At 66.9% G+C, this 11785-nt stretch carries 8 protein-coding genes; 7 read left to right on the top strand and 1 reads right to left on the bottom strand.

Annotation, left to right across the window (positions count from 1 at the left end):
• The first annotated feature begins 170 nt into the window (after positions 1-170).
• Together CAP2UW1_RS11025 and CAP2UW1_RS11020 are read left to right on the top strand one after the other, a co-directional pair.
• A complete protein-coding gene (locus tag CAP2UW1_RS11025) occupies positions 171-1265 on the top strand; it encodes a DUF2157 domain-containing protein (protein WP_015766704.1) in 1095 nt (364 codons plus the stop codon).
• Positions 1262-2161 carry a DUF4824 family protein gene (locus tag CAP2UW1_RS11020; RefSeq protein ID WP_015766703.1) on the top strand — a complete coding sequence of 300 codons (900 nt, stop codon included), beginning with the start codon at positions 1262-1264 and terminating at the stop codon, positions 2159-2161. Before CAP2UW1_RS11025 ends, CAP2UW1_RS11020 begins: the two co-directional genes overlap by 4 nt.
• 187 nt (positions 2162-2348) lie before the next feature.
• On the opposite strand, the gene CAP2UW1_RS26095 is transcribed toward CAP2UW1_RS11020, so the two are convergent.
• Positions 2349-3362, bottom strand: a complete 1014-nt coding sequence (locus CAP2UW1_RS26095; RefSeq protein WP_015766702.1) for a PEP-CTERM sorting domain-containing protein — start codon at positions 3360-3362, stop codon at positions 2349-2351.
• Between the two features lie 566 nt (positions 3363-3928).
• Here CAP2UW1_RS26095 and CAP2UW1_RS11010 point away from each other — a divergent pair.
• The 5 genes from CAP2UW1_RS11010 (at position 3929) to rbbA (ending at position 11783) form a co-directional block, all read left to right on the top strand.
• Entirely contained in the window at positions 3929-4801 is an 873-nt protein-coding gene (locus CAP2UW1_RS11010; protein ID WP_015766701.1) for a c-type heme family protein, read from the top strand.
• Between the two features lie 18 nt (positions 4802-4819).
• Positions 4820-6217 carry a serine/threonine-protein kinase gene (locus CAP2UW1_RS11005; protein ID WP_015766700.1) on the top strand — a complete coding sequence of 466 codons (1398 nt, stop codon included), beginning with the start codon at positions 4820-4822 and terminating at the stop codon, positions 6215-6217.
• Between the two features lie 149 nt (positions 6218-6366).
• On the top strand, positions 6367-7710 hold the full coding sequence (locus tag CAP2UW1_RS11000; protein WP_049778564.1) for an erythromycin esterase family protein: 1344 nt from the start codon (positions 6367-6369) through the stop codon (positions 7708-7710).
• 177 nt (positions 7711-7887) lie between these two features.
• Positions 7888-9045 (top strand): HlyD family secretion protein, encoded by a 1158-nt coding sequence (locus tag CAP2UW1_RS10995; protein ID WP_015766698.1) that lies wholly within the window; start codon positions 7888-7890, stop codon positions 9043-9045.
• Positions 9042-11783, top strand: a complete 2742-nt coding sequence (gene rbbA / locus CAP2UW1_RS10990; RefSeq protein WP_015766697.1) for a ribosome-associated ATPase/putative transporter RbbA — start codon at positions 9042-9044, stop codon at positions 11781-11783. Before CAP2UW1_RS10995 ends, rbbA begins: the two co-directional genes overlap by 4 nt.
• Positions 11784-11785 lie beyond the last annotated feature (2 nt).

Below are 11785 nucleotides of genomic sequence, written 5' to 3'. Positions count from 1 at the left end.
TCTCTCGGCAATCCCGGGCGGCGCGCCGATGCGAGCGATTGGCAGGAGGCTCTTTGGCATGCCGGGAGTATAGGAGGGCGCATCGATCGCGGTCAACGCAGCCTGGCCACGCGAGTAGCGGCCGCGGGAATCGCCCGAGCCCGGCAAAGGGGGCATAATTGCTGCCCATCATGACCGAGAGCGCACGCGACCTGCCCGCACGCCGAGAGGCCCAGCAGAGGGCCGACGACATCCGTGTATTCCGCGCCGAACTGGCGCGCCTGCAGGCGGAAGGCGTTGTCGACCTCGGCGCGGACGCGCAGCAAGCGATCCTTGCCCACCATGCGGGACTGCTCGCCGACTATGCGGCAGCCTATGACATCGACCTTGACGGTCGCGGTCGGCAGCTTTCGCTTGGTATGCGCGTAGCCTCTTTTCTCGGCGCCCTGGCGCTGGCAGCGAGCATCTTTCTCCTCTTCTACCAGTTCTGGGGACGGTTTACCGAGACCACGCAGGTCGTCATCCTGATCCTCAGCGCGCTCGCCAGCCTCGGCCTGACGGTCGCGCTGCAGGGACGCGACGGCAGCGGCTATTTCAGCAGGCTTGCGGCGCTGCTCGCGTTCACCTGCTTCGTCCTCAACATCAGCATGATCGGCCAGATCTTCAACATCACGCCCACGGACACGGCCTTGCTACCCTGGGCGGCGATGGCTTTCCTGCTCGCCTACGCTTGCGACCTGCGCCTGCTGCTGGCAACCGGCATCGTCTGCGTGATCGGCTTCGTGGCGGCGCGCGTCGGTACCTGGAGCGGCATCTACTGGCTGAACGCCGGCGAGCGACCGGAAAACTTTTTTGCCGCCGCGGCAATCCTGCTCGCCATGCCGCGGCTGGCGCTGCACCGGAACTACGCTGGCTTCGAAGCCACCTACCGGGTCTTCGGCCTGCTTACCGCCTTCATCCCGATGCTGATCCTCGGTCACTGGGGCTACGGCAGCTACCTCGATCTGCCCGCCAGGCTGATCGAGGGTGGCTATCAGCTGTTTGGCTTTGCCGGCAGCGCACTGACAATCTGGATTGGCACGCGCCGCGACTGGCCGGAAACGGTCAACACAGGCATCGCCTTTTTCGTCCTCTTCCTCTACGCGAAATTCTACGACTGGTGTTGGGACCTCATGCCCAAGTACCTCTTCTTCCTGGTCCTCGGCCTCAGCGCGGTGCTGATCCTGTTGGTCCTCAAGCGGCTGCGCGACGTCAGCAGCCGCGCCAAGCCTGGCGAGTCGCGATGACTGCCCGGACACGCAGGCGTTCGCTCGCCGCCGGTGCGGCGCTGATCCTGCTGACCAACGCCATCGCTCTGTCGAGCGTCGCCCGAAACCGGGCCGATGAACCGGAAAGCCGCGTCATGCTCAGCGAACGCGAGCTGGCACTGCCGGCCGGGGGTTACCGCCACGCGGAGAACAGCGGCCTGGCGCTGGCGCTGAACTGGCGCGTCCTCGACGCCGACGAGGAACGGCCCGACTACGGCTACTCGCTGCACGCTGGCCGTCCGGCGTGGCTGGACGCGGGCCGGCTCGCCGCCCTGGGGTTCGACACCGCTGCCGGCGATGCCACTCCCGAAGCGCGCGAGCGTTTCACCCGCCAATTGCCACGCCAGGTGCTGATCGTGCTCGAGCTCGCGGGGCCGGCGTGGCAGCAGGCGGTCGAGCGCGCACGCGCGAATGCGCTGCGCCGGACGGCCGCGGCGACGGCCAATCCCGACAGCAAGGCGTTTGCGGAGCAGGCGAAGGCCGCCCGGGACAATCTGGCCATCGAGGAAGGCCATGCCAGCCGCCTTTTCGCCATCGACGCCGGCCTCGACGCCGCGGTGCTGCGCGCCCGCTACCCCGATCGCCAGCGCACCCTGATTCTGCGCGGCACCGTAAGACCAAGCGTGCGCAGCAGCGACCGGCAGCACCGGCTGGCTGGCTACATCAGCGCTATTGCCATCGACCGCATCAACGTCCCCTTCGCCTGGCGTGGGCTGCTCGAGCCGCTGCGCAACACCAGTCGGCCCGCAGCAAGCGAGCGGACGCCGCGCTACCAGGCGCAGGTTGCCGTCGGTCAGCACCTCGAACCGTGGATCGAGAGCCTGACGACACTGCCGGGCGATCGCCCGGCGCCGTCCGCGCGCCCGGCGCCCTGAAGGCGGCACCCCGATCCGGCGGAGCGGCCCGCCCGGCCTCGCCGCGGACGTGCGGACCGGAGTCAATCTCCCGGCGACCTTGCGCAGCATTCGCCGCCCCGGCAAAAAAAACGGCAGCCACTGGCTGCCGCAGGCTCCACGCGTGGAGCGTCGTCGACGGGCCTTGGCCCAGCCGATCGATCATGCTTCAGTCGTTCGCTCGGCGCCGCTGCAGCGCCAGACCGGCCAGCGCGACGCCGAAGAGCAGCATGCTGGCCGGCTCAGGAAGCGACGGTGGCGGTTCGGTGAAGCCTCGCAGGACGACGACGCGATCCACCACCGCGCCGAAGGTGGAGAACAGGAAATCGCCGGTCAATGGGTCAATCGCGGCGCCTTCCGCGCCATCCAGCCCGGTAACCAGCTCGCGTCGGGTCGCGACGAGCGGGTTGCCGTCGGCGTCCAGGTCATAAGCCACGACGTTGCCGGCAGAGAACTCCGACACGAGCATGGCATTGGCGACAAACCCCGGGTTGCCGGCGGTGATATAGACGAAGCCTTCCGGCCCGCCCGGCAGAGTGTCGATGACCCCGGGCGTCGTCAGGTCAAGGTCTACCTGGGTAACGCTGGTAATATCGTAGGTACCGCTGCCGTCTGCCGCGTAGGCCGCCGTATAGAACTCACCACCACTCCAGGAAACGAGCTTCATCGTCCCCGCCCCCCCGAAGCCTGCGGGAACGAAGTTCAAGGCCGCATGCGAGGCGGCGACCCCGAACGGAACCAGATCGATCACCTTGTCCTCGGCTGTGTTGCCGGGCTTCGTCTGCCCCAGCTTGTTTTCCGGCCACTGTGACGTGAAAAGCACGCCGCCCGGGCCATAGACGACGCCGCCATCGTTGAATGCACCCACGCTACCCAGCGCTGTGGCGGCGCCGGTAAAGCCGGTGATGTGGTTGTCCGCGCCACGCACCACCCCGATCTGATAGAGGAGACCGGCAGCTGTGTTGGCGCTGCCGCCAATCAGGATGGTATTCGGGTCTCCCGCCTTGAAGGTGAGTCCGCCATAGGGAAGCGGCAGCGACGGCACCGCGGCCAGATCGATCAGCGTGTAGTCGGCAGCGAAAGGCGCGCTGACGGACTGCGCCTGCGCAGGCTGGGCCAAGAGGGCGAGCGTCGAAACCACCAGGGCAATGCCGGTGGTACGATGGAGAGTTGTTGATGTCATTGGATCGTCCCTCGCAGGGTTGGTCAAGTCGGGTGTGGTAGAGGTGACGGGCAGGCTATCGCCGACCCAGGTCGTGTCAGGCAGCCGACGCACTTCTCGATTCCTCGCTGCCGGACGCTGTCGCCAAACTCTGGACCGTGGACGCCCTGCTCCGCACGAGGCAATCCGAGCAATACTCGTGCCATGTTTTTTTATCCCATTAGACCAGTGGCTTGGCAACATGCCCTGGCCTGGCAGGGCGGCCCCTGTAAGATTTTCCGTCACTCCGCAACTGCCGTGCCTGGTCTCCACCGGCGGGTTGGGCGCTGAAGAAGCGTACCGCGAAGATACGAAGCGCCGCTCGCGAGGCTTGCAAGGGTAGCAATCAGAGGTCCACGCGCGCGTTCCGGCCATGCCGATCCGCAACGCCAGCCTGACGACCTCGCGCGTCCGATCGCAACCGACCGGCGACGCACAGCCGGCGCGTGCCAGGCCGCGAATCAATTGACCCGCGTTGACCGCGCCACATATACTCTGCGCGCTGCAGCGGGATCTTCGATCCGCATCCTTTCAAAGGGGAAGTGCTCATGGGTCTGCGACTGAAGTTCAATCTGGTCCTGCTGCTGGTCTTCGCTGCGGGGATGGCCGTATCGGCCTACGTGTCGCACCGACTCCTGAACGACAACGCCAAGCAGGAGACGCTGCGTAACGCCGGCCTGATGATGGAGTCCGCGCTATCGGTGCGCGGCTACACCGTCAAACAAGTCAAACCGCTGCTCGATGCCCAGCTGGAGCATACTTTCCTGCCGCAGACCGTCCCTGCCTACGCGGCGACCGAAGTCTTCAACAACCTGCACACAAAATACCCGGACTTCACCTACAAGGAAGCGACGCTCAACCCCACCAACCCGCGCGACCGCGCAGTCGAGTGGGAGAACGACATCGTCCAGAAGTTCCGTGGCGACACCAGCGCCCGCGAGCTTTCCGGCGAGCGCGAGACGCCGACGGGCCGCATGCTCTATCTCGCGCGGCCGATCACCATCACCGACCCGGCGTGCCTGGCCTGCCACAGCGTGCCCTCAGCCGCGCCGGCATCGATGATCCGCATCTACGGCGAGAACAACGGCTTCGGCTGGCAGCACATGGAGACGATCGGCGCGCAGGTCGTTTCGGTGCCGATGTCGGTGCCTCTCGCGAATGCGCAGCGCACCTTCAACACCTTCATGCTCTCGCTCGGCGGCATTTTCCTCGCCACCTTCATCGTCCTCAACGTCATGCTGTCGCTGCTGATCATCCGGCCGATCTCGAGCATGTCGGCGGCCGCCGACAGAATCTCCACCGGTGACTTCGACCTGCCCGAGTTCCGCGCACACAGCGGCGACGAGATCGGCGTCCTGGGCAACTCCTTCAACCGCATGCGCCGCAGCCTGGAAAAGGCGATCAAGCTGATCGAGGGTTGAGCGCGGAGCCGCCAGACCATGACTATCCCGGAACATATCGGCAAGTACGAGATCCGTCGCGAGATCGGCAAGGGCGCGATGGGCACTGTCTACGAGGGGTTCGATCCGGTCATCGAGCGACCGGTGGCGATCAAGACGATTCTCGCCGAGTACCTGGCGAACGTCGAGTCCACCTCCGCGGTCGCGCGCTTCAAGCTCGAGGCGCAGGCCGGCGGCCGCTTGCAGCACCCGGCCATCGTCGGCGTGTACGAGTATGGCGAGGACGCGGACATGGCCTTCATCGTCATGGAGTACGTCCCCGGACAGCAACTGCGCCGGCTGATGCGTGAACGCGGCCGCTTCGAGCTGATCGACGTCTTCGAGGTGATGAAGCAGTTGCTCTCGGCACTCGACTACTCGCACAAGCACGGCGTCGTGCACCGTGACATCAAGCCCGCCAACGTGATGGTGTTGAGCGGGATGAAGGTCAAGGTGATGGATTTCGGCGTCGCCAAGATGGAGAGTTCGTCGCTGACGCAGGTCGGCACGGTCCTGGGAACACCGACGCACATCGCCCCGGAGCAGTTGATAGGGCTGCCTGCCGATGGTCGCGCCGACCTCTGGTCGGCGGCGGTAATCCTCTACGAACTGCTCACCGGCCACGGACCGTTTCTTGCCGAGACACCGGCCAGCGTGCTGCACAACGTCCTGCACGTCGATCCGGCGCCGCCGTCGTCGCTCGATTCCTCGGTGCCGGCGGTTTTCGACGACCTGCTGGCGCGCGCCCTGGCAAAAAAACCGGAGGACCGCTTCCAGAGCGCGCGCGACTTCACCAACGCCCTGCTGGCGGCGTTCGTCAAGAGCAAGCCGGCGCCCGCAGGGGGGGCCGGCGGCAAGGCGGAGCGTTCGTCGCCGTCGGCGACGCCACGCCGCGACGACAGGGGCACCCCCGCCGGCAAGCGGCCCACGGGAGCCTCAGCTCCCTTGCCGCTGCCGCCGGAGACCCTGGCCGAGATCGAGTCCTCGCTCGTCCGCTCGATCGGACCCCTGGCAAAGCATCTGGTACGTCACAGCGCGATGCAGGCGAGAAGCGTCGAGGAGTTCTACGCGGCGCTCGCTGAAAACGTCCCCGAAGGCGTCGAGCGCTCCGGCTTTCTCAAGCATGTCGGTCGGCTGACTGCAGCGGCCTCCACCTCGGCACCACCGACGCCGGGCCGACCGCCCGAGGCGGCCGCTGCGAAGCCGGTGGTGGTCTTCGATCCGGCGACGCTGGCGGCGGCCGAGAAGCGCCTGGCGCAGTATGTCGGCCCACTCGCCAAGGTGCTGATCAAGCGCGCCGCGAACGACTCCGGCGACATCGGGGAGCTCTACCACAAGCTCGCCGAGCATATCGACTCCGAACCCGAACGCCGCGAGTTCCTCAAGGGCTGTGTCTGACGTCAGGCGCAGCCTTGATGCGGCCTGACCCCGCCACCGCGACGGCGGCGAAACGCTATCGGCAACGCCGCACAGCGCCACCGAGCTGCCTCGTTCCGGTCCTGCCGCCGTGTTGCAAGAGAAACCACAGAAGGTCGGCCTGCGCGTCCTTGCCGCAGCGTCTCCGCCGGCTGCTGCTGGCGACCCTGCTGCTGATCGCCTGGCCAGCCGTGGTCGTCAGCGAGGAGCCGCCGGCGTCCGAGCCGGCTCTTGTCGCCCTGCTGCGCGCCAAGGCGCAGGCCCTGACGAACGACGCCGGCGACTACGACCGACTGCTCACGGCGATTGGCGATGCCCAGCTCGTCATGTTGGGCGAGGCGACGCACGGCAGCGCCGAGTTCTATGAGCAGCGAGCGCGCCTCACCCGGCGGCTGATTGCCGAGAAGGGTTTCAGCGCGCTCGTCCTCGAAGCCGGCTGGGCACCGACCACGCAACTCAATGCGTTCATTCATGACAGGGCGGGCCGTGCAGATGCGACGACGGCCTTGCGCGCGTTTCGCCGTTTCCCGCGCTGGGTGTGGCGCAACCGGCAGTTTGCCGCGTTCCTCGACGAGCTGAAGGCACTCAACGAGAATTCAGCGGCAGGTAGTCCGGTGGTTTCCCTGTACGGGATGGACCTCTACGGCGTGCCCGAGGCGGTCGCCGAGGTCGTGCACTACCTGGCGCGGCGCGACCCCCGAGCGGCCGCCGCGGCGAGGCGCGACTACCGGTGTTTTGCGCCCTACTCGCGGATCGCTGTCGACCCGCAACTGTACGGCCGCGACGTGGCGCGTGGAACGATGCCTTCTTGCGAGAAGCGGGTGCGTGCCCGCCTGCAGCAGATGCAGGAACTCACTGCACAGGATGCGGATGCTGCCGGCTTTGCGGCGCTGATGAGCGCACGCGCGATCGCCGGTGCCGAGGCCTACTACCGGACCCTGTATATGGTCGGCGCTCTGGAGTCGTGGAATCTGCGCGAACGCTTCCTTGCCGAGTCGCTGCGGCTGCTTCTGGAAAGGCATGGCAAGATCGTCGTCTGGGCGCACAACACCCACCAGGGTGATGCCCGCGCGACCGATCAGGCGACGCTTGGCGAGCTGTCGATCGGCCAACTGCTGCGCGAGCAGCTTGCTCCGAAGAGCGTCTATCTGGTCGGCATGACCACCTTTCGCGGCAGCGTGCGCGCGGCGAGCGGCTGGGGAACGCCGGACCGGGTCAAACGCCTGCTGCCGGCAATCGACGGCAGCTGGTCGAGGCTGTTGCACGACATCGGTCTGCCAGCCAGCGTACTCCTTATCCGCGACGACGCCGAGCTGACTCGTCAACTCGATCACTCACGCCTCGATCGCGGCGTCGGCGTGACCTACCTGCCGGCCGCCGAACGCGACAACCATTACGCGCATTCGTCCCTTGCCAGACGCTTCGACGCGGTGATCCATATTGACACCACGAGCGCCTTGCAGCCCCTGCCCTGAAACGGCCGGCGGCACGCTCACCGCCCGGCTGCCCAATGTCGGCGAGCCTCCGGGCAGGCCAGCTGAGGTAAAATCGAGGCGTGCTCCGACTGTCGACGATAGACGTGTCGACGCGTCGACAGCCGGCCGGCGCTCAACGCCGGCAAGGCTCGGCAAATCCATCAGGACGATCAATTCATGAGTACCCCCGCACGGCGCCTGATCTTCTTCCTGGCCATTGCCGCGCTCGCCCTCGCTGCAGGAATCCATGCCTGGCAGCGCTCGCGGCCCGCCGCCCTGCCCGCCGGCTTCGTCGCCGGCAACGGGCGGATCGAGTCCACCGCCGTCGACATCGCCACCAAGTCTGCCGGACGCGTCCGCGAAGTACTGGTCAAGGAAGGTGACTTCGTCGACCCGGGAGCGATCGTCGCGCGCATGGATACCCAGGCGCTGGAAGCCGAGTTCCAGCAACTGCAGGCGAAGGTCAAGCAGGCCGAGAGCGCCAGTTCGACGGCGACGGCGGTGGCCGCGCAGCGCCAGGAGGCCATGGCCAGCGCCGCTGCGCTGGTCACGCAAAGGCGCCAGGCGAAGGCCACGGCGCTCGCCACGGTGACTCAGGGCGAGAGTGAGGTGGCCTTTGCCGAGCAGGAGTTGAAGCGCTCCGAAGAACTCGTCGCCCGGGGTTTCATCACCGAACAGCGGCTGGAAGCCGACCGCAACCGGCTGCAGGTCGCCAGGGCGGCACTCACCGCTGCCCGCTCACGGGTGGCTGAGGCGCAGGCAGCGATCGAGACGGCGCAGTCGCAAACGCTCGAAACGCAGTCGGCGATCGAGGCCTCGCGCTCGCAGGTGGCCGAATCCGAATCGTCGATCGACGCCGCCATCGCCGCCACCGCGAAAATCAAGGCCGACATCGCCGATGCGACGCTCAGGGCGCCACGCGGCGGCCGGGTCCAGTACCGCACGGCCGAGCCCGGCGAAGTGCTGCCTGCCGGCGGCAAGGTGCTCACCGTGCTCGACCTGTCGGATGTCTACATGAGCTTCTTCCTGCCCGAAACCGTCGCCGGCAAGGTCGCGATCGGTGCCGAGGCCAGGCTGGTGCTCGACGCCGCACCCGAGTATGTCATTCCCGCCCGCATCTCCTTCGTCGACAGCGCCGCGCAATTCACCCCCAAGGCGGTCGAGACGGCCAGCGAGCGTCAGAAGCTCGCCTTCCGGACGCGGGCGCAGATTGACCCCGAGGTCCTCCGCAAGTACCGGACCCAGGTCAAGACCGGCCTGCCGGGGGTAGCCTACGTCCGCCTCGACCCCGCCGCAGCCTGGCCGGAACATCTGCAGGTAAAACTGCCGCAATGAGCAGTGCGCCAGAACCGGTGGCGCGGCTGGCAGCGGTCAGCCATCGGCACGGCAGCGTTGCAGCACTGGAGCAGGTCGATCTGGTGATACCGGCGGCCCGCATGGTGGGCTTCATTGGCCCCGACGGCGTCGGCAAGTCCAGCCTCCTGTCGCTCGTCTCCGGGACACGCCGGATTCAATCGGGGCGAGTCGAAGTGCTCGGCGGCAACATGGCCGAGCGTCGCCATCGCAGCGCTCAATGCCCGCGCATTGCCTACATGCCGCAGGGCCTCGGCAGAAATCTGTATGCGACCCTGTCGGTGTTCGAGAACGTCGACTTCTTTGCCCGCCTGTTCGGCCAATCCACCGCCGAACGTGCCTGGCGGATCCGGGAGCTACTGGACAGCACCGGCCTCGCGCCTTTCGCCGAGCGGCCGGCCGGCAAGCTCTCCGGCGGCATGAAGCAGAAACTGGGGCTCTGCTGTGCGCTGATTCACGACCCCGAGTTGCTGATCCTCGACGAGCCGACCACCGGCGTCGATCCCCTGTCGCGACGCCAGTTCTGGGAACTCATCGGGCACATCCGCGCGCGCCGGCCGGCGATGAGCGTGCTCGTGGCAACGGCCTACATGGACGAGGCAGAGGGTTTCGACTGGCTGGTGGCAATGGACGCCGGCCGCGTGCTGGCCACCGGCAGCCCGGCCGAACTCAAGGCGAGAACGGCCAGCGCCACCCTCGAACAGGCGTTCATCTCGCTGCTGCCCGACGACAAGCACCGCGACCACCAGCCACTGGTGATTCCGCCACGGCAGGCGCAGGCGGGTCCGCCGGCGATCGAGGCACAAGCCCTGACGCGGCGCTTCGGTGAATTCACCGCCGTCGACCAGGTCAGCTTCCGCATCGAGCGTGGCGAGATTTTCGGCTTTCTCGGCTCCAACGGCTGCGGCAAGACGACGACGATGAAGATGCTCACCGGGCTGTTGCCGGCCTCGTCGGGAACGGCGACGCTGTTCGGACGCGCGGTTGACGCCGGCGACATCGAGACCCGCAAGCGCGTCGGCTACATGTCGCAGGCCTTTTCGCTGTACACCGAGCTGACGGTGCGTCAGAACCTCGACATGCACGCCCGGCTGTTCCACTTGCCTAAGGAGAAGATCGCCGCCCGCGTGCAGGAAATGATCGAACGCTTCGGATTGCGCGACTACGTCGACCATCGCACCGAGAGCCTGCCGCCGGGAATCCGCCAGCGCCTGTCGCTGGCGGTGGCGGTGATCCACGCACCGGAAATGCTGATTCTCGACGAACCCACTTCCGGCGTCGATCCGGTGGCACGCGACGCGTTCTGGCGTTTGCTGGCCGACCTTTCACGCCAGGAAGGGGTGACCATCTTCATCTCGACACACTTCATGAACGAGGCGCAGCGCTGCGACCGGATCTCGCTGATGCATGCCGGGCGCGTCCTCGAACAGGGGTCGCCGGAGGCATTGACGCGCGCCCACGCGGTGCACAGCCTCGAACAGGCGTTCATCGCCTGCCTCGAACAAGCGGCCGGCGAGAAGGCGATACCGGAAGGCGCATCGCCGGCGGCGCGCCCGCCAATGGCGGCGGCAGCGCCAATGGGGCGGAGCGCACTGTTCAGCGGGCGTCGCTGGTGGGCCTACGCCCGCCGGGAAGCGATGGAGATCCGGCGCGATCCGATCCGCCTGGCTTTCGCGCTGTTCGGGCCGATCGTCCTGATGATCGCTTTTGGCTACGGTATCTCCTTCGACGTCGAGAACCAGTCCTATGCCGCCCTCGACCGCGACCGCACGCCGGAAAGTCGCGCCTACCTCGAGAACTACTCGGGGTCGCGCTATTTCCGTGCCCGGCCTGCGCTCGCCGACCACGCCGACCTGGAGCGGCAGATGCGCAGCGGCAGGCTGCGGGTAGCGGTCGAGATTCCCCCCGGTTTCGGCAACGCTGTGCGGCGCGGACGTCCGGCCGAGGTCGGCGTGTGGATCGACGGAGCGGCACCCTTCACCGCCGAGACCGTCCGCGGCTACGTCGAGGGAGTGCATCAGGCTTACCTCAAGGGACTGGCCGAGCGCACCGCCGGCAGTACGCCCAGGCTCTCGCCGGTCGATATCGCCACGCGCTTTCGCTACAACCAGGATTTCCGGAGCGTCTTCGCGATGGTCCCGGGGGTGATCATGATGATGCTGGCGCTGATTCCGGCGATGATGACCGCCGTCGGCGTCGTCCGCGAGAAGGAAATGGGCTCCATCACCAATCTCTACGCGACGCCGGTGAGCGGACTCGAATTCCTCCTCGGCAAGCAGTTGCCCTACGTGCTGATTGCCTTCGCGAGCTACCTCAGCCTGTTGCTGCTTGCCCTGCTGCTGTTCCAGGTGCCGGTGAAGGGTGGCCTCATCACGCTGACCGGCGGCGCCGCGCTCTACGTGATGGCCACCACCGGCTTCGGCGTGCTGGTCTCATCGTTCGTCAAGACCCAGATCGCCGCGCTTTTTGGGACGGCCGTCCTGATCATGCTGCCGGTGATCCAGTTTTCAGGCCTGTTCACGCCGGTCTCCTCGCTTTCCGGCGGTGCGCGGATCATCGGGCTGGCTTTTCCGAGCACCTATTTCCAGCGTATCAGCCTCGGCACCTTCACCAAGGGGCTCGACTTCGGCGATCTCTGGCCCAGCTTTGCCGCCCTGGCGAGCATCGTCCTCGCGTACCTGCTGCTCAGCCTGCTGCTGCTGAAGACGCAGGAGGAATGAAC

Origin of the sequence: Candidatus Accumulibacter phosphatis (genome assembly GCF_000024165.1) — a bacterium.
GTDB classification, from domain to species: domain Bacteria; phylum Pseudomonadota; class Gammaproteobacteria; order Burkholderiales; family Rhodocyclaceae; genus Accumulibacter; species Accumulibacter phosphatis.
The sequence above is the reverse complement of the archived record's forward strand: the minus strand, read 5'-3'. Positions and strand labels throughout refer to the sequence as shown.

Coding starts and splice junctions, on each gene's coding strand:
- CAP2UW1_RS11025 (WP_015766704.1), top strand. CDS start 171: ATGACCGAGAGCGCACGCGACCTGCCCGCACGCCGAGAGGCCCAGCAG.
- CAP2UW1_RS11020 (WP_015766703.1), top strand. CDS start 1,262: ATGACTGCCCGGACACGCAGGCGTTCGCTCGCCGCCGGTGCGGCGCTG.
- CAP2UW1_RS26095 (WP_015766702.1), bottom strand. CDS start 3,362: ATGACATCAACAACTCTCCATCGTACCACCGGCATTGCCCTGGTGGTT.
- CAP2UW1_RS11010 (WP_015766701.1), top strand. CDS start 3,929: ATGGGTCTGCGACTGAAGTTCAATCTGGTCCTGCTGCTGGTCTTCGCT.
- CAP2UW1_RS11005 (WP_015766700.1), top strand. CDS start 4,820: ATGACTATCCCGGAACATATCGGCAAGTACGAGATCCGTCGCGAGATC.
- CAP2UW1_RS10995 (WP_015766698.1), top strand. CDS start 7,888: ATGAGTACCCCCGCACGGCGCCTGATCTTCTTCCTGGCCATTGCCGCG.
- rbbA (WP_015766697.1), top strand. CDS start 9,042: ATGAGCAGTGCGCCAGAACCGGTGGCGCGGCTGGCAGCGGTCAGCCAT.